This is a genomic window from Lentzea sp. NPDC051838 (genome assembly GCF_040681245.1).
GTDB lineage: Bacteria > Actinomycetota > Actinomycetes > Mycobacteriales > Pseudonocardiaceae > Lentzea.
The window spans coordinates 70,003-86,765 of the sequence record NZ_JBFAYI010000026.1 but is presented as its reverse complement, the minus strand read 5'-3'; the positions used below and the strand labels follow the sequence as shown (position 1 = coordinate 86,765).

The window sequence follows — 16,763 nt, the reverse complement described above, 5'->3', positions numbered from 1 at the left end:
ATTGTCGGATTGTTCGGATTGAGTGCCGTCGTGGCCACGACCTCGGCGTCCGCCGCGCCCACGCAGGAACAGGCGCAGGCGGTCGGGTTCCTCATCCCGGCCGACATGAACAACCGATGTCTGACCGTCGCCCAGGGCAACACGGGCAACGGTGCGGGCCTGATGATGCTCGACTGCACCGGTTCACCTGCGCAGAGGTGGAGCTGGCAGGGTGAGTCGCTGCGCAGCGACGTCAGCGGCAAGTGCCTCGACGTGGCCTTCTCCAACGGTGACAACGGCGGCATGCTGAACATGTTCGAGTGCCACGGCGACTGGCCCGCGCAGCGCTGGCACTGGAACGGCAACGAGCTCCGCAACCGCATCAACGAGAAGTGCCTGACCATTCCCGGTGCGAACTGGTGGCAGGGTGCGACGGTGTCGTTGTGGGACTGCGTCAACGCCCGTGAGCAGAAGTGGCACACCTCGTAGTCAATTGATGCTGAATTCGGCCGCAGAATTCTTTCTGCGGCCGAGTTCGCATTCCTTCACCATGATTTCTCGGGCTTCCAGCCCGTCGCCTCGGTCAGCTTCGTGCTCACCACCCGCTGCGACCGCCCGAAGATCTCGAACGACGCGGCGAACCCGCCCATGAACCGAGGCAGCCGCGTGATCCCCAGCTCCCGCTTCAACACCGGCTTGCCGACGTTGTAGACCCCGGGAGGCGCGTCCAGCACCGCCACCGCCGCGGCGGCCGCGTCGCCAGGGTGCACGACCGACATCCACCCGTCGCCCACGAGCACGGGCGGCGACTTCGCCTCGCCGCCGATCAGCATCCCGATGCGCAGGAACACACCACCGGGGTGCTTCAGCGCGTTCTCCTGCGCCACCATCGAGCTCGCGATGTGTCCAACGGGCTTCAGCGCGGCGGTCTCGTCGAGCTCTCGGTCGCCGCCGTCCGCGTAGACGAACGAGATCCCTTCCTGCACGAGCCGTCCGACGCCGGCCCGTCGAGCCGCCTCGGCCACCGCGGCACTGCCCTCGACGCGGATGCGGTTGTTCTCGGCCCAGGCACTGGCCAGCACCGCCTTGGCGCTGAGCGGGATGCGCGTGGCGAGGTTGATGACCGCGTCGTAGCCCGCGAACGCCTCAGCCAGCCGCGCGGCGTCGAACATCGAGGTCCGGTGCCGGTCCAGCACCCCGACCTCGTGCCCGGCCGCCCGCAGCAGCGGCAGCACTTCCCGTCCCAGCACACCCGACGCACCGATCACGAATACCTTCATGCCCGGTGGACGAGACAGCGCGTCAGGACGTGACAGGCAGCCTCTCCAGCGCTCTGGCGGCGAGACCCTGCGTGGTCTGTCCGACCAGGTTGACGTCGTGGTTGCGCTGCACCACCTTCAGCCCGATGAGCTGACCGTCGCGCACCTCCACCACGGAGTCGCACGTCACGATCCCGGACGCATCAGCGCAACGGCGGGTCATCGGGTGGGTCTCCACCACCGCGCCATAGGCGTCAGGCCCCAGCGCAATCGCCGCGTCCGCGTATTTCTCGGCCCGCAGCGAGAGCCGAACGGTCAGCGTGTCGAACGTGTAGTCGCAGGACTGCGCGTCCTTCGAAGCGCCGGTGAGGTTGCCCGCGTCGCCGCTCCGCAGCAGAGCGCAGACATCGGTGGGTTGCGGCTGCGGTTGCGGAGCGGGGGAGGAGCACGAGGCGAGAGCGACCACCGCGACGGGCCAGAGGTACCTGATCACGAGAACAACTTTTGCAGAATCGCGACGGTCCTGGTGCGGGCCACCGAACCGATGTCGTATCGAGGCGGCGTCCGCGAGTCGGACGTGACGCCCCACCACGCCTTGTGGCCCTCGACCGGGAGGTCGGAGCCGTCGTTCACGCGCGGCTTGGCCTCCTCCAGCGACTCGTTCTCGACGCTCATCCAGATCGTGTTGTCCTCAGTGGTCCACCGGCAGGACAACGGGCTGTTGAGCGGTTCGGGAGCCTTGGTGAACGGCTTCACGAAGTCCGACGCCACGAGCACCGTGCGGGCGTCCACAGTGGCCAGGTCACGCAACTGAGGCGTGGCCGGGTGTCTGTTCACGCTGGAAGTGTGACTGATGGCCGCAACCTCAATCCGCGTGTTCGTCCAACCCGGCCCGCGACGCCAACAACCGCCGCAACGACGTCAGCCGGCCGGGCGCGTCCGGCACCAGCTCGTCCAGCATGCACCCGGGATCCTCGGGCGCCCCGAGGTGGCCGCAGCCGGGCGGGCACTCCTCGGCGGCTTCGGCGAAGTCCGGGAACGCCTTCACGATGTCGTCCGGCGTGATGTGCGCGAGGCCGAACGAGCGGATGCCCGGCGTGTCCACGACCCAGCCGCCCTCGGGCAGCCGCAGCGCCACGGCCTGCGTCGAGGTGTGCCGGCCCTTGCCGACGCCCGACACCACGCCCACCGCGCGGTTCGCGTCCGGCACGAGCCGGTTGACCAAAGTGGACTTGCCGACGCCCGAGTGGCCGATCAGGCACGACACCGTGTCCGTCAGCCGCGCGCGCAGCTCGGCGGGCTCCTCGTCGAACCGCGTCACGATCACCGGCACGTCGAGCTCGGTGTACAGGGCGAGCAGGGAATCGGGAGACGCCAGGTCCGACTTCGTCAGGCACAGCACCGGTTCCAGCCCGCCCGCGTAGGCGGCGACCAGGCACCGGTCGATGAAACCGGTGCGCGGCGGCGGATCCGCCAAGGCCACGACCATGATGAGCTGGGAGGCGTTCGCGACGACGACGCGTTCGAACGGGTCGGTGTCGTCCGCGGTCCGGCGCAGCACCGAGGTCCGCTCCTCGACGCGCACGATGCGGGCCAGCGTGTCCGGCTGCCCCGACGTGTCCCCGACGATGCCGACCTGGTCGCCGACGACGACAGGGGTGCGGCCGAGCTCCCGCGCCCTCATCGCCACCACCACGACACCGGTCTCCAACGCGCACGTCCAGCGACCCCGGTCCACGCCGATGACCATCGCGGTCTCGGCGTCGGCGTGTTCGGGACGCCTCTTGCTGCGCGGCCGCGTCCCCTTGCCGGGGCGCACGCGCACGTCGGACTCGTCGAGCTTGCGCCAGTCCCGCTTGCTCACCTCTACGCGCCCCCGCCGAGCATGGCGTTCCACATTCCTGGGAAGTCTGGAATCGTCTTGGTGGTCGAACCGATGTCGTCCACCTCGACGCCTGGCACCACCAGCCCGATGATCGCGCCCGCCGTCGCCATCCGGTGGTCCGCGTAGGCCTTCCACACCCCGCCGTGCAGCGGCACGGGGTTGATGATCAGGCCGTCCTCGGTCTCGGAAGCGTTGCCGCCCAACGCGTTGATCTCGTTGACGAGCGCCGCGATCCGGTCCGTCTCGTGGCCGCGGATGTGCGCGACCCCGCGGATGATCGTCTGCCCCTCGGCTACCGCCGCCAGCGCCGCGACCGTCGGCGTCAGCTCGCTCTCGTCGCGCAGGTCGATGTCCAAACCGGACAGTGTCGACGGTCCGCGCACGGTCAGACCGGCGTCGGAAACGGAAACCGTGCAGCCCATGCGCTCCAGGATGCCGCGCACCGAGTCGCCGGGCTGGGTGGTCTCGGCCGGCCAGTGCGGGATCGTCACCTCGCCACCGGTCACCGCGGCCGCCGCCAGGAACACCGTCGCGTTCGACAGGTCCGGCTCCACGTGCCACGTGCGGGCGGCGATCGTGCCGGGCTCGACGTGCCACACGTTCGCGTCGGTCTCCACCCGCACGCCGACCGAGCGGAGCGTCTGGACCGTCATGTCGATGTGCGGCAACGAAGGCACGGGCTTGCCGTCGTGCCGCACCGTCACGCCCTTGTCGTACCGCGCGGCCGACAGCAGCAGCCCGGACACGAACTGCGACGAGCCGGACGCGTCGATCGTCACCTCGCCGCCGGGCAGCGATCCGGTGCCGTGCAACGTGAACGGCAGCGCGTCGCCGTCGATCTCAGCGCCCAACGAACGCAGTGCGCCCAGCACCGTCGCCATGGGCCGCAACCGCGCGTGGGGGTCGCCGTCGAACCTGATCTCACCCTCGGCCAGCGCGGCGGCGGGCGGCAGGAAGCGCATCACCGTGCCCGCGAGACCGCAGTCGACGTCCGCCGGACCGCGCAGCAGACCGGGCATCACGTCCCAGCCGCCGTCCTCGCGATCCGTGAACGTGACACCCAGCGAAGACAGCGCGGCGGCCATCAACACGGTGTCCCGGCTGCGCAACGGCGCGTGCACGGTGGACGGCCCGTCGGCCAGTGCCGCGAGCACCAGGACGCGGTTCGTGATCGACTTCGAGCCGGGCACCGGCACCGTCGAGTGGACTGGACCGGATGCGCTGGGGGCTGACCAGTGCTGAGTCATGCCCCAATGATCCCGCACGCCAACTGGGGTGGCTCGCACAGGTGTTCCCGACGTGCGACGATGACGACTTCGGAGGTGATCGGTTTTGTGCGGTAGGTACGCCTCCACCAAGGACCCGGCGCTGCTGGCGGCCGAGTTCGATGCGGTGGACGGGACCGGCGACGAGGCGCCGGGCGCGGACTACAACATCGCTCCCACCAAGCACGTCATGGCGGTGGTCGAGCGCAAACCCGCGGAAGACGCCGACGGCGAGGAGCTGGAACGCAGCATCCGCGTCATGCGCTGGGGCCTCGTTCCGCACTGGGCCAAGGACCTCTCCGGCGCGGCCAAGATGATCAACGCGCGGGCCGAGAGCGTGCTGGAGAAGCCCGCCTACAAGCAGTCCGCGATGAAGCGCCGCTGCATCATCCCCGCCGCCGGTTGGTACGAATGGCAGCCGGCCGAGGGACGCAAACAGCCGTACTTCATGACTTTGGGCGATGAGGTGTCCCTGGCGATGGCCGGCATCTGGTCCGTGTGGTGGAAGGACGACGTTCCGACCGTCACGTGCGCGGTGCTGACGACGGACTCCATCGGCGCGTTGACCGAGGTGCACAACCGCATGCCGTTGCTGCTGCCTCAGGACCGTTGGTCGGCGTGGCTCGACCCGACGTCGCTGGACCCGTCCGAGCTGCTCGCGCCGGACCCGTCGATCGTCGAGGCGCTGGAGCTGCGTCCGGTGTCGACGGAGGTGAACAGCGTGAAGAACAACAACCCGCACCTGATGGACCGCGTCTTGCTCGAAGAGCTGTCGTGACGACGCTGTTGGTGGACACGCCGCACGGCCCCGCGAGGGCCTCACTGCACTGTGCCCACGAACCGCGCGCGGCTCTCCTGCTCGGCCACGGCGCCGGTGGCGGCGTCGAGGCCCCGGATCTGGTCGCCGCGTGCCACGCCGCGAACTCCGTCGGTGTGCACGTGGCCCTGATCGAGCAGCCCTACCGCGTCGCCGGCCGCCGTGCTCCCGCACCGGCGGGGCAGCTCGACACCGCGTGGCTGTCCGTGGTCGACGACCTCGGCGAACGCTGGTTCGACGGCCTGCCCCTGGTGTTCGGGGGCCGGTCGTCGGGCGCGCGGGTGGCCTGCCGGACGTCGATCGAGGGCCAGGCCGTCGCGGTGCTGTGCCTGGCGTTCCCGGTGCACCCGCCGGGCAAGCCGGAGAAGTCCCGCATGGCCGAGCTGGACGGCGTCGAGGTCGCCACGCTCGTGGTGCAGGGCGAGAACGACCCGTTCGGCCAGCCCGCGCGCGCCCACCACCGCGAGGTCGTCCTGCTGAAGGGCGACCACTCGCTGAAGGCGTCCGTCGCGGACGTGGGCCGATCCGTTGGCGAATGGCTGGACCGGGTTCTGCGTCCGCTCGACTAACGTCCGCGTTCATGACCGACTTCGACAGGCGCGACCGGCCGGAACCGCCGATGGACGGCGACGAGCTCGCCACCCTGACCGGCTTCCTGGAGTTCCACCGCGCCACCCTCGCGTGGAAGACCGACGGCCTCACCGCCGAGCAGCTGAACCAGACCACCGCGAAGTCGTCGATGACGCTCGGCGGTCTGCTCAAGCACCTCGCGTACGTCGAGCAGCAGTGGTTCCACACGGTCCTGCACGACCGCGAGCCGCTGGAACCGTGGGCGAGCGTCGACTGGAAGGCCGATCGCGACTGGGACTGGCACTCGGCGGCTCAGGACACCCCCGAGCAACTGACAGCGCTCTGGCAGGACGACGTCGAGCGCGCCCGCGCAGCAGTCGCGGAAGCCCTCGAGACCGGCGACCTCGGGCAACTCTCGAAGCGCGCGCCGTGGACGGACGGCAAGAAGGTGAGTTTGCGCTGGATCCTCACTCACATGGTCGAGGAGTACTCCAGGCACAACGGCCACGCCGATTTGCTGAGGGAAGCGATCGACGGCGAGGTCGGCGAATAGTTTTCGAAACTTCTCGATGCAACCGAGTGCATCTCCGAGGCGTCCACCGATGTGCAAGGGGAGAAACGCCAAGTGAGATGAATTCGGGGGATCGACACGTGAGCAAATTCCGCACGATCGCGACCGCAACCGCTCTGGCCGGTGTCGCCGCGTTGGGCGCAGTCGTGGCCACGTCGGTCGCACAGGCCGGCGAGACCGCGGAGCAGTGGTGCACCGGCGACGATCTGGCGATCGGCGTCTACGACATGCAGTCGCCGGCGCCCTCGACCACCAAGGCGCACCAGATCAGGTTCGTGGCCGCGGAGGGCGCCTCCTGCACGATCGGGGGCACCGTGAGCAACGTGCGCTTCCTCGACTTGCAGGGCAACGACATCCACGCCTCCCAGAACGGAGGCCAGCCGCCGTACACCGAGACGGTGGTCGGAGGCGACCGCTATGCCGCCACCTACGTGGCATCGAGCCTTCAGGGGCCTCAGTCCAGCCCCGCGTTCGTCCGCTTCAACCTGCCCGGTCAAGGCAGGCTGGGCGACCTGGTCACCATCCCGTGGCCGAAGTCCGGCATCGGCTCGAACGTCCGCATGGGCGGCATCGGCGCGCCGGTCAGCTAAGCGCTGATTCGCGCGACCACCGCATTGGTGAGTCGCACCAGTTCGGCAGGCGTGATTTCGACTTCGAGGCCACGCCTGCCCGCGCTGCAGAACATCGTCTCGAATTGCAGCGCTGATTCGTCGAGCACGACCGGAAGCCGCTTTTTCTGGCCGAGAGGGGAAATGCCGCCGGCGACGTACCCCGTCGCCCGTTCGGCGTCCGCGACGACCGCCATCTTCGCCTTCTTGCCCTTGAGAGCCGCCGCCAGACCCTTGAGGTCGAGCTGCCCCGTCACCGGCACGACGCCGACCGCGAGCTTGCCGTCCACCTCGGCCACGAGCGTCTTGAACACACGTCCCGGCACCAGCCCGAGCGCCTCCGCGGCCTCCAGCCCGTAGGACTCGTGGCGGGGGTCGTGCTCGTACGAGTGCAAGGTGTGCGCCACCCGCTGCTTGTCCAGCAGCGCTGTGGCGGGCGTCCCACGTCCGGCCATGCGGAATTACTACCAGCACCTCCGTTGTTACGAAGGACGTGGTGACGAACATGCTCGAGCGGCCCCGCGTAAAGTCGGTCCCGACCCAGAACCAGTGGGAAGGGAGCGCGGTGCCCGCCACCGGCACGACTGAGACGACGGCGGAGCGAGCCGCGCGGTTCGAGCGCGACGCGATGCCCATGCTCGACCAGCTCTACTCGGCGGCCCTGCGCATGACGCGCAACCCGGCTGATGCCGAGGACCTGGTGCAGGAGACGTTCCTCAAGGCCTACTCGGCGTTCGAGTCCTTCTCGGAGGGCACGAACCTCAAGGCGTGGCTGTACCGGATCCTCACCAACACCTACATCAACGGCTACCGCAAGAAGCAGCGCCAGCCGATCCAGCAGCCGACCGACGAGATCACTGACTGGCAGCTGGCGCAGGCGGAGAGCCACACCTCGACCGGACTGCGCAGCGCAGAGGTCGAGGCACTCGACAACCTGCCCGACAGCGACGTCAAGGAAGCATTGCAGCGGTTGCCGGAGGAGTTCCGGATCGCGGTCTACCTCGCCGATGTCGAAGGCTTCGCGTACAAGGAGATCGCAGACATCATGGGCACCCCGATCGGCACGGTGATGTCCCGGTTGCACCGGGGCCGTCGCCAACTTCGCGACATGCTGGCGGACGTCGCCCGCGAGCGCGGTTTCCTCCGAGGCAGCAACGGAGACGCGTCATGAACTGCGGCGAACCCCACGACACCGATTGCTCAGAGGTCCTGAGCGAGGTCTGGCTGTTCCTGGACCAGGAATGTGACCAGACCCGCAGGGCGGCACTGCAGACGCACCTCGACGAGTGCCATCCGTGCCTGGAGCAGTTCGGGCTGGAGGAGCACCTGAAGGCGCTGCTCGCGCGAAAGTGTGGTGGGGACTACGCCCCCGCGGATCTGAAGGCGCGCATCCGCGCCACGATCGTGGAGATCCGCACCGAGGACTGAACTCGGTCCAGAACGACAAAAAGGCCTGGTCACCGTCATGGTGTCCAGGCCTTTTCGCAGCACTCAGGCGTTGGGGCGCTTGCCTCGGTTGGCGCCGCCCTTTTTGCGGTCGCGGCGCTTGCGAGCACGCTTCGACATGGGTGTCTCCTAGGATCAGAACTGCTTCACCCACCAGTTTCTCATGGAGGAGTTCTGTCTACGCTCACGGACCTGCTGGCAGAGCACACCAAGCTCTCCGGCGCGGCGGTCGACCACCTGCAGCTGGTCGTCGCGGAGTGGCAGCTCCTCTCCGACCTGTCGTTCGCGGACTTCCTCATGTACGTCCCGCTCGACGACGACAAGTTCCTCTGCGTCGCGCAGGCCCGTCCGACGACGGCACCGACCGCGCATCCCGAGGACGTGGTCGGCAGCGAGGTGGACTCGGAGGAGCACCCGCAGCTGCGCCGGGCCATGGACGAGTCGCGGATCTGCCGCGAGGAGGACCCGCGCTGGCACCTGGGTGTGCCCGTGCGGCGCGAAACCATCCCGGTGCGGCTGGGCACCCAGGTCATCGCGGTGCTGAGCCGCAGCACGAACCTGGCGGTGCCGCGCGTCCCCTCGCCGTTGGAGATCTCGTACCTCGGATCAGCCGCCGACCTGTGCCAGATGATCGCGGACGGCACGTTCCCGGCGCCCGAGCCGTCGCCGGACGTGCACACCAGCCCGCGCGTCGGCGACGGCCTGATCAGGCTCGATCCGTCCGGGGCGGTGGTGTTCGCCTCCCCGAACGCGTTGTCGGCGTATCACCGCATGGGGCACGCGTCAGACCTGGTGGGCGTGCACCTGGCGCCGTTGACGCGCAGCCTCATAGGCGATCCGTTCGACGCCACCGAGGTCGCGCAACGCATCAGGCAGGCGCTCGACGGCCAGCCGTCGATGCGCATGGAGGCCGAGTCGCGCCGCGGTGCCGCGGTGCTGTTCCGTTCGTTGCCCTTGAGGCCGCGAGGACAGGCCGCGGGTGCGATCGTGCTGTGCCGAGACGTCACCGAGGTGCGCCGGCGTGACCGTGCGTTGATGTCGAAGGACGCCACGATCCGCGAGATCCACCATCGCGTGAAGAACAACCTGCAGACCGTCGCGGCGCTGCTCCGACTGCAAAGTCGCAGGTTGACGAACCCGGAGGCGAAGGAGGCGCTGGCCGAGTCGGTCCGCCGTGTGACTTCCATCGCACTGGTTCACGAGACGTTGTCGATGTCGGTGGACGAGCGAGTCGATCTTGACGACGTCGTCGACAAGGTGATCCCGATGATGGGCGACGTGGCGGTCACCGAGACCCAGGTGAAGGTCCGTCGCGAGGGTGGGTTCGGGGTCGTTCCGGCCGAGATCGCGACTCCGCTGGTGATGGTGCTGACCGAACTCGTGCAGAACGCGTTCGAGCACGCCTACGCCCCTGGCCAGCGCGGAGAGGTCGTCGTGCACTCCGAGCGGTCCGCCAAATGGCTCGACGTGACGGTGTCCGACGACGGCAAGGGTCTTCCGCAGGGTTTCTCCCTGGAGCGCACGGATCGTCTGGGTCTGCAGATCGTTCGGACCCTTGTCGATTCCGAATTGAGAGGCTCGTTGAGCTTGCGGCGACGGCCCCGAGGCGGTACAGAGGCGGTCCTGCGCGTACCGCTCAGAGGGCGGCGCTAAACTAACGCCGTGCACACGTGACGACCAGCCTCAGCGGTCTCACGTGGTCATGCGGGAGGGTGTGCAAACAAAGAAGAAGCCCGACACCTGGCACGGTGTCGGGCTTCTTCTTATATGTATCGTTCGCGGCTAACTGCCTGCTCAGGCGTTGCTGCGGGCCCGCGTGCGGGCGTTGCGGCGCTTGAGAGCGCGGCGCTCGTCTTCGCTCATCCCGCCCCAGACGCCGGCGTCCTGGCCGCTCTCGAGCGCCCACGCGAGGCAGTCGGAGACGACGGGGCAACGGCGGCAGACGGTCTTCGCCTCGGCGATCTGAAGCAGCGCGGGACCACTGTTCCCAACGGGGAAGAACAGCTCGGGGTCCTCGTCGCGGCAGATCGCGCGGTGGCGCCAGTCCATTGGAACTACTCCTCAGCTAGGCGCGCAAAGGCACGCCGGTTGTCAGCGGTCGTTTTGGGGTGCTTGTGAATGCTTTCACGAACGGCTGGGATGTCAAGGGGTTAGCACTGACCCGGTGAGTGAACTCACCCAAAAGATCGACAGCGTTCACCTGGGGTTTCACGCTCTGCTGTCACTCGACTGCAGTACATCCCGGGTCGATACCGAGACAGTCACGAACCGATCACGGACTGTCAAGTTGCTTATACGGCAACAGTCAACGCGTCGGGGACTGCCCGGAACTCCACCGCAGTCGTCTTCCCGAGGAAATCACCGTCGACCTGAAGGTTGGCGGGCTCCTCGCACTTCACTCTGACATAACCCACGTCATCGCGCCGAACGAGATTCCCGCTCTTCGGATTGCCCGTCGCGAGGATCTGGGCGACGTAGCGCCCGACCGTGGGCACGCGGAGGGTCTTGAGCGCACTCAGGCCGAGGCCGCCGTCGAACGACGTGCTCGGGTTGAGCTGGATCGCCTTGTCGCCGAAGTAGGTCCACGGGTCGGTGTTCGACACGAACACCATGCCGACGTCGTTGAACGGTGGCTCGCCCGGAACCTCGACCGTGAAGTGCTGCGGCTTGCGGACGTTCTGCGCATAAGCCCCGAGCGCGACGGCGAGATAAAGAGTGGGACTCGCGTTCCGGCCCTTCGCGCGCTTCTTCTCGACGCCCGCGACGACGTCGGCGTCGAGGCCCATGCCCGCGTTGAAGGTGAACCAGCGACCCTTGCCGCCCTCGACGACGTCCGCGAAGACCTGGCCGAGCCCGATCCGGCGCTTGGTGCCGTTCTCGATCGACTGAAGCAGGACGTGCGTGGCCTCGACGGGGTCGCGCGGGATGCCGAGCGCGCCCGCGAAGACGTTGGCCGAACCGCCCGGCACGACGCCGAGCATCGGCTTGTTGGGGCGGGGGCCGTCGCGCAGGATGCCGTTGACGACCTCGTTGACCGTTCCGTCGCCGCCATGGGCGATGACCAGGTCGAACCCGTCCGCGGCCGCCTTGCTCGCGGCGTCCGCGGCATGGCCTCGGTAGGAGGTCTGGATGACCTCCAGGTCCACGTCGCTGGCGAGCGCGTGCGCCAATACGTCACGGCCCGCTGGCGTAGTAGTAGTCGCCTGCGGGTTCACCACGAGAAGAGCGCGCACTACTTGAGAGTAAGACAGTGCGTGACCGTCAGCGGCGCGCATGTCCTCCCTAAGGGTGGCTCCAGCCTCACGAAAGTGGCCCAAATCTCCCTTCGGCTCGCACTGCGTGCGCCTCGCAGACGAGTGCACCCCGGACGACCGCCGGCTCGCTGAAGGCCCCTTGATCTTCCCGCGTGCGGCGTGCTCGGAGAGCCCTCCAACCGGGTGGCCTACGATCCGTGACCAGTACAGAACGTGAGGAAAGGTCTGTCGTGACCACTGCACCGCGCTCGGTCCGCGTCGCCGCCGCGCTCACCTTTTTGCAGGGCATGGGCGGTATCGCGCTCGCTGTGGCGCTCGTCGTCCGCGTGATCCAGGGCGCCGCGTCCGGCGGCCCGATCCTCGGCGCCGCGGGTGTGCTCGTGCTCTGGTTCGGCGGCGTGCTCTTCGCGTCGGTCATGTTGTTCCGCGGCCACCACGGCGCCCGCACGCCCGTGATCGTCACGCAGCTGCTGCTTCTGGGCTGTGCTTGGTACGCGTACGGACCGTCGGAGCAACAGCTGCTGGGCTCGTTGGGCGGCATCTACTGCGTTGTGGTGCTCGTGCTGCTCTTCACGGCGGATGGCCGCCGGTGGGCGATGGGCTTGTCGGAAGCCGACAAAGCCGACTAACGGAGGGTGGTCAGGGTCACACGACCGAGTGAAGCTGTGCGTGGTTGCTTAACCACTCCCTGCACTCACGAGGTGACCAACCATGCGTGTTCTGACCGCGATCGCGGGCGCCTTCCTGGCGGCGCTCTCCGTCGCTCCTGTCGCGTCGGCTGCTCCGGACGAGCCGGACATGTCGCCGATGATCATCGGTGGCAGCTACGCGTCGAACTTCCCCTACGCGGCCCGTTTGTTCTACAACGGCCGTGAGAACTGCTCGGCGACGAAGATCGCGCCTCAGTGGATCCTGACCGCTGAGCACTGCGTCGCAGGCACGACTGGCACGTACACGTTCCGGGTGGGCAGCCTGGACCAGACCTCCGGTGGGCAGTTCGTCACCGGTACCCAGGTCATCCGGCACCCGTCCGTCGACCTGGCCCTGGTCAAGGTCGGCACGACGCTGACCGCGCCGTTCTCCCCGCTCGGCACGACCTCGGACGTGGCGAACGGCCAGAACGTCAAGCTCTACGGCTGGGGCGCCACCTGCACCAACCAGCCTGAGATCAACTGCCAGTCCCGCTACCTGAAGGTCGCGAACACCCGCGTCACGTCCGTCAACGGCCAGGACTACCGCGGCGGCCGCGCCGTCTCGGTGACCCGCGTCGACGGCATCGCGGCCGGCGGCGACTCCGGTGGCCCGATGTTCAGCTCCAACGGCAAGCAGGTCGGCGTCGCCTCGACGTCGGACCGCTCGACTCGCTCCAACTACACGCACGTCGGCGCGTACCGCACCTGGATCCGTCAGTACGCAGGCGTGTGACCTGGCATTTCCCTGCGATGGCCCTCGGCTCCGGCCGGGGGCCATCACCCTGCGTGTTCACGAATGGTGGATGGACACGAACGGAGTAGCCAGCTACCGTGCCCCCAGCGTTCGCGCCGCTCGGGAGCAGGGTGAGGTGCGCAGTGCAGGACGGCCCGAAGCGGGTGGGTACAAACGGCGGTTCCGAGCGCCCAAATGTGGCCCGCCTGTTCGACTACTACCTCGGCGGAGCGCACAACTTCGCGGTGGACCGCGCGGTGGCCGAGGAAAGCATCAAGAAGATGCCCGTCGTCGAGGTGGCGCGCACCGTCAGGTCGTTCTCCCGGCGCGTGGTGCGGCTCTGCGTCGAAGAGCTGGGCATTCGGCAGTTCCTCGACCTCGGTAGCGGCATCCCGACCGCGGGCAACGTCCACGAGGTCGCCCAGACCCTGGACCCCTCGTGCCACGTCGTCTACGTGGACCGCGACCCGGTGACCGTCGCCCACTCCCGCACGATGCTGCGGGAGAACCTCAACGCCGCCATCGTGCAGGCCGACGTGTGCGACGTGGGCGCGGTGCTGCGAGATCCCGAGACCCGCCGCCTGATCGACTTCAGCCAGCCGACCGCGGTGCTCATGATCGGCATCCTCCCGTTCGTCCTCGACGAGCCGGACGGCGTCGTCGCCAGGTACCGCGCCGCGTTGTGCGAGGGCAGCGTCCTGGCCCTGACGCACCTGACGAAGGACGTCGAGCCGGTGCTGGTGGACCAGCTGATCGAGCTCGCGGACGAGATCGGCAGTGTGATCGTGCCGCGCTCCAAGCAGGACGTGGAGGAGTTCGTCTGCGGGCTGAAGCTGCTGGAGCCCGGGCTGGTGCTCGCCGCCCACTGGAGGGCGGACGGCGAGCTGCCCAGTTCGTCGGCCGCGGCTGACGCTTCTACTTATGGCGCGGTCGGCGTCATTTGAGGCTGACGAGCAGGTAGCGCTCGTCCTCGATCTCTCGTCCCCACAGGGCAGGGTCGGTCAACGGCGTCACAGTGACCTCGTCGCGGACTGCTCTCACCAGCGCTTCGCACTCGGCAGCGGTCAGGCCTGATCCTGTCGACCAGTGGCCTTCCACCAGGACGAGCCGCCCGCCAGGCTTCATCAGCCGCACCCAGGCCTTCAGCGCAGCCGCTGGGTCGGGCAGCGCCCACAGCACGTGCCGCGCCAGCACCACGTCCGCAGAGGTTGGTGCGTAGGGAGGATCCGCGGCATCGCCCTGCACGAACTCTGCCGCGACTCCTGCTGTTCGAGCCTTCTCCGTGGCCGCGGCGACCATGCGTTCTGAGAGGTCCACACCCCGAACGTGGTGCCCTGCTTCAGCCAGCAGCACCGAAAGGCTGCCCGTTCCACAGCCCAGGTCGACGACCTCCGACGAACCCGCCGGCATCAAGGGGAGCAACAACTTCGCCCATGCTGCTCGCACGTCCGCATCTCGCAGACCGTGATCCGGTTCGTCGTCGAAGGTCGCCGCCTGCTCGTCCCAGAAGGTCGTCACACCCCTCTGTCTAGCTGGTCTTGGCTCGCAGCGCCTGCCCCGAAGTCGACGTGCTGTTCGTGACCGACGTACCGCTGCTCTTGCGCCACTGCAGGTCGTTCGCGCCCGCGCTGCGCTCCACCTTGACCCCGTTCAGCGAGACCCCGGACACGCTGTCCGTCGTGAACGCGGGCCGTCCGTCGTTCTTGTCGAACTCGATGGTGCTGTTGAGGAACTTCACGTCGGTGGCGTTGCGGATCCAGAAGCCGAACGCCGGCCGCACCCCGAAGATCCGCGGCGGGTACTCGCCCGACACCTCCGGCGGGTTCTTGGACGAGTCGCCCTCACCGTGGCCGCCGGGCACGGAAAGCCGCACGTTGTCGAACGTCAGACCGGTGATCTTCGAGTCGGAGCGGCCGGAGATCGTCGACGCGTACTCCGGGTCGCCCGGGATGTCGCGCGGTGCGGTCAGGTTCGTGCCGGTGATGTTGCGGTAGGTGATGTTGCGGATCTTGCCGGTGGGCGGCGAGTTGGGGCAGCGGCCGCGTTTGCCGATGTGGATGAAGATCGGCGAGGCGGTCTTGGTGAGCTGGATGTTCTCGTAGAGCACGTCTTCGATGACCGCGCCGTCCATCGACACCATGCCGAGGCCCGCCTTCGAGGCGCCGGTGACCTTGAGGTTGCGGAACTGGATGTTCTTGAAGCTGCCGCAGGTCTCCGAGCCGAACTGGATGGCGTTGTTCTCCGTCGACTGGATCGTCGAGTCGCGGACGATGTTGTTCTCGCTCAAAAAGGTCTTGCCCGTGGCGAAGTCGGACTTGAACGCCACCGCGTCGTCGCTGGCGATGACGGTCGAGTTCGAGAGCTCGACGTTGGCGCTGTTGATGAAGTTGATGCCGTCGCGGTCGTCGGGCGAGTCGACGGTGATGCGGTCGAGCTTCATCCCGTTGCAGCCGTTGACGATGATCGCGAAGTGGCCTGCCTCGCGGAACGTCACGTCGGTGATGTTGACGTTCTTGCAGAACTTGAGCGACAGCATCTTGTCGCCCTTGCCGGCGGGGATGTTCTCGCCGGTTTCCAGCTTGTTGGCGCCGTCGATCACGCCGCGACCCGTGAAGTTGATGTTCTCGACGTTCTCGCCCCACAGCAGCGCGTTGCGGAAGTGGCTGTGGCCGAAGTCCTGGTACTTGGAGTTCGGGTTGGACTCCGGCGCGTCGATGCCGCTGCCGGACGCCACGATTCGCGCGCCCTGCTGGATGTTGATGGTGACGTTGCTCTTGAGGTGGATCGAGCGCGAGAGGTACGTGCCGGGCGGGATTTCGACGACACCACCAACAGCCGCCGATGCCGCCGCGATGGCCTTGTCGATGGCGACCGAGTCGATCGCCTTGCCGTCGCCCTTCGCGCCGTAGTCCTTGACGTTGAAGCTGGCCGCGTTCGCCACGCCCACCGGTGCCACGACCACCGCTAGCGCGACGAACGCGCCGGTCAGTCGACGCCTCATCGTTGAGAGGTCCTTCCTCGTCGGTGCGTCGAGGGCGGCGGCAGCTCGGCGTCTGAAACGTTCTGAAAACGATTTCATTACCGACCATAGTGAAGGCCGGGCCTGAAGTACAGGGGTGACTTCGGGCCCGGCCTGGGTTCAGAGCTCGATCAGGGCTGGATCAGCCCCGGTAGGCGCCCTGCTGGCCCGCCAGCGCGGCCGGGCCGCGGTACTGCGCGCCACCGAACGCGAGGATCGCGTAGCCGATGATGCTGAACAGCCACAGGCCGACGACGCCGAAGACGGAGTCCTTGCCGAACGACTTCGCGACGTCCATGGAGACGATCAGCGCGATCACGATGTTCACGATCGGGATCAGCAGCAGGATGATCCACCAGCCCGGGCGGCCCGCGACCTTCAGCCACACGTAGATGTTGTAGATCGGGATGATCGCCGCCCAGCCCGGCTGGCCTGCCTTCGTGAAGGTCTTCCAGAAGACCACGATGCCGAAGACGAGCAGCGCCAGGTAGATGATCGTGCCGACGATGCCGATGCCTGCAGCGGCGGCCGGGTCGACGGTAGTCGGGTCAGTGCCCACGGTCTTTCCTTCTTTCCACGCTTACTTGGTGCCGGGGGATCGGCGAGCGGGGACGCTGCCAGGACCGTGGACCTGTCCTGTGTGGAATACCCGTTTCGTGAGCCTT

22 protein-coding genes are annotated in these 16,763 nt (G+C 67.8%); 11 read left to right on the top strand and 11 right to left on the bottom strand.

Annotated features, from left to right (window positions below; genetic code table 11):
• Positions 1-30: 30 nt before the first annotated feature.
• Positions 31-468, top strand: a complete 438-nt coding sequence (locus AB0M24_RS36930) for an RICIN domain-containing protein (RefSeq protein WP_363778118.1) — start codon at positions 31-33, stop codon at positions 466-468.
• 56 nt (positions 469-524) lie between these two features.
• On the opposite strand, the gene AB0M24_RS36925 is transcribed toward AB0M24_RS36930, so the two are convergent.
• Genes AB0M24_RS36925 through aroA form a run of 5 tightly spaced genes read right to left on the bottom strand, consistent with a single transcriptional unit; the run spans position 525 to position 4,370 of the window.
• A complete protein-coding gene (locus AB0M24_RS36925) occupies positions 525-1,259 on the bottom strand; it encodes an NAD(P)-dependent oxidoreductase (protein WP_363778117.1) in 735 nt (244 codons plus the stop codon).
• Between the two features lie 22 nt (positions 1,260-1,281).
• On the bottom strand, positions 1,282-1,731 hold the full coding sequence (locus AB0M24_RS36920; RefSeq protein ID WP_363778116.1) for a hypothetical protein: 450 nt from the start codon (positions 1,729-1,731) through the stop codon (positions 1,282-1,284).
• Positions 1,728-2,075 (bottom strand): hypothetical protein, encoded by a 348-nt coding sequence (locus tag AB0M24_RS36915; protein ID WP_363778115.1) that lies wholly within the window; start codon positions 2,073-2,075, stop codon positions 1,728-1,730. The genes AB0M24_RS36920 and AB0M24_RS36915 overlap by 4 nt, the downstream gene beginning before the upstream one ends.
• Before the next feature lie 28 nt (positions 2,076-2,103).
• On the bottom strand, positions 2,104-3,102 hold the full coding sequence (gene rsgA / locus AB0M24_RS36910) for a ribosome small subunit-dependent GTPase A (RefSeq protein ID WP_363778114.1): 999 nt from the start codon (positions 3,100-3,102) through the stop codon (positions 2,104-2,106).
• 2 nt (positions 3,103-3,104) lie between these two features.
• A complete protein-coding gene (gene aroA / locus AB0M24_RS36905) occupies positions 3,105-4,370 on the bottom strand; it encodes a 3-phosphoshikimate 1-carboxyvinyltransferase (protein WP_363778113.1) in 1,266 nt (421 codons plus the stop codon).
• A gap of 85 nt (positions 4,371-4,455) precedes the next feature.
• Here aroA and AB0M24_RS36900 point away from each other — a divergent pair, with 85 nt between their 5' ends.
• From AB0M24_RS36900 to AB0M24_RS36885, 4 genes are all read left to right on the top strand, one after another.
• Entirely contained in the window at positions 4,456-5,166 is a 711-nt protein-coding gene (locus tag AB0M24_RS36900; protein WP_363778112.1) for an SOS response-associated peptidase, read from the top strand.
• Positions 5,163-5,774 carry an alpha/beta family hydrolase gene (locus tag AB0M24_RS36895; RefSeq protein ID WP_363778111.1) on the top strand — a complete coding sequence of 204 codons (612 nt, stop codon included), beginning with the start codon at positions 5,163-5,165 and terminating at the stop codon, positions 5,772-5,774. Before AB0M24_RS36900 ends, AB0M24_RS36895 begins: the two co-directional genes overlap by 4 nt.
• 11 nt (positions 5,775-5,785) lie before the next feature.
• Positions 5,786-6,328 (top strand): DinB family protein, encoded by a 543-nt coding sequence (locus tag AB0M24_RS36890; RefSeq protein WP_363778110.1) that lies wholly within the window; start codon positions 5,786-5,788, stop codon positions 6,326-6,328.
• A 98-nt stretch (positions 6,329-6,426) separates the two neighbouring features.
• A complete protein-coding gene (locus AB0M24_RS36885) occupies positions 6,427-6,936 on the top strand; it encodes a hypothetical protein (RefSeq protein WP_363778109.1) in 510 nt (169 codons plus the stop codon).
• Here the strand turns inward: AB0M24_RS36885 and ybaK are convergent.
• Positions 6,933-7,409: a Cys-tRNA(Pro) deacylase gene (gene ybaK, locus AB0M24_RS36880; protein ID WP_363778108.1), complete on the bottom strand. Its 477-nt coding sequence runs from the start codon at positions 7,407-7,409 to the stop codon at positions 6,933-6,935. The genes AB0M24_RS36885 and ybaK overlap by 4 nt on opposite strands.
• Before the next feature lie 50 nt (positions 7,410-7,459).
• On the opposite strand from ybaK, the gene AB0M24_RS36875 reads away from it, so the two are divergent.
• The 3 genes from AB0M24_RS36875 (at position 7,460) to AB0M24_RS36865 (ending at position 10,053) form a co-directional block, all read left to right on the top strand.
• Positions 7,460-8,125 carry a sigma-70 family RNA polymerase sigma factor gene (locus AB0M24_RS36875; protein ID WP_363778107.1) on the top strand — a complete coding sequence of 222 codons (666 nt, stop codon included), beginning with the start codon at positions 7,460-7,462 and terminating at the stop codon, positions 8,123-8,125.
• Entirely contained in the window at positions 8,122-8,382 is a 261-nt protein-coding gene (gene rsrA, locus AB0M24_RS36870) for a mycothiol system anti-sigma-R factor (RefSeq protein WP_086660805.1), read from the top strand. The genes AB0M24_RS36875 and rsrA overlap by 4 nt, the downstream gene beginning before the upstream one ends.
• 192 nt (positions 8,383-8,574) lie before the next feature.
• The gene (locus AB0M24_RS36865) at positions 8,575-10,053 is read left to right on the top strand and encodes a histidine kinase N-terminal domain-containing protein (protein ID WP_363778164.1); all 1,479 of its coding nucleotides are present in this window, start codon (positions 8,575-8,577) and stop codon (positions 10,051-10,053) included.
• A gap of 141 nt (positions 10,054-10,194) precedes the next feature.
• Here AB0M24_RS36865 and AB0M24_RS36860 read toward each other — a convergent pair whose 3' ends face one another.
• A complete protein-coding gene (locus AB0M24_RS36860; protein WP_015104912.1) occupies positions 10,195-10,449 on the bottom strand; it encodes a WhiB family transcriptional regulator in 255 nt (84 codons plus the stop codon).
• Positions 10,450-10,691: 242 nt separating this feature from the next.
• Complete coding sequence (locus AB0M24_RS36855) at positions 10,692-11,633, bottom strand: diacylglycerol kinase family protein (RefSeq protein ID WP_363778106.1); 942 nt, start codon at positions 11,631-11,633, stop codon at positions 10,692-10,694.
• Between the two features lie 251 nt (positions 11,634-11,884).
• Here AB0M24_RS36855 and AB0M24_RS36850 point away from each other — a divergent pair, with 251 nt between their 5' ends.
• From AB0M24_RS36850 to AB0M24_RS36840, 3 genes are all read left to right on the top strand, one after another.
• On the top strand, positions 11,885-12,283 hold the full coding sequence (locus tag AB0M24_RS36850) for a hypothetical protein (RefSeq protein ID WP_363778105.1): 399 nt from the start codon (positions 11,885-11,887) through the stop codon (positions 12,281-12,283).
• 82 nt (positions 12,284-12,365) lie between these two features.
• The gene (locus AB0M24_RS36845) at positions 12,366-13,079 is read left to right on the top strand and encodes a trypsin-like serine protease (protein WP_363778104.1); all 714 of its coding nucleotides are present in this window, start codon (positions 12,366-12,368) and stop codon (positions 13,077-13,079) included.
• Positions 13,080-13,177: 98 nt separating this feature from the next.
• Positions 13,178-14,023: an SAM-dependent methyltransferase gene (locus AB0M24_RS36840; RefSeq protein ID WP_363778103.1), complete on the top strand. Its 846-nt coding sequence runs from the start codon at positions 13,178-13,180 to the stop codon at positions 14,021-14,023.
• On the opposite strand, the gene AB0M24_RS36835 is transcribed toward AB0M24_RS36840, so the two are convergent.
• From AB0M24_RS36835 to AB0M24_RS36825, 3 genes are all read right to left on the bottom strand, one after another.
• A complete protein-coding gene (locus AB0M24_RS36835; RefSeq protein WP_363778102.1) occupies positions 14,016-14,597 on the bottom strand; it encodes a class I SAM-dependent methyltransferase in 582 nt (193 codons plus the stop codon). The two genes, AB0M24_RS36840 and AB0M24_RS36835, sit on opposite strands and share 8 nt — an antisense overlap.
• A 10-nt stretch (positions 14,598-14,607) precedes the next feature.
• Positions 14,608-16,080 carry a glycosyl hydrolase family 28 protein gene (locus tag AB0M24_RS36830; protein WP_363778101.1) on the bottom strand — a complete coding sequence of 491 codons (1,473 nt, stop codon included), beginning with the start codon at positions 16,078-16,080 and terminating at the stop codon, positions 14,608-14,610.
• 160 nt (positions 16,081-16,240) lie between these two features.
• The gene (locus tag AB0M24_RS36825; protein ID WP_363778100.1) at positions 16,241-16,657 is read right to left on the bottom strand and encodes a DUF5684 domain-containing protein; all 417 of its coding nucleotides are present in this window, start codon (positions 16,655-16,657) and stop codon (positions 16,241-16,243) included.
• Positions 16,658-16,763: the final 106 nt, after the last annotated feature.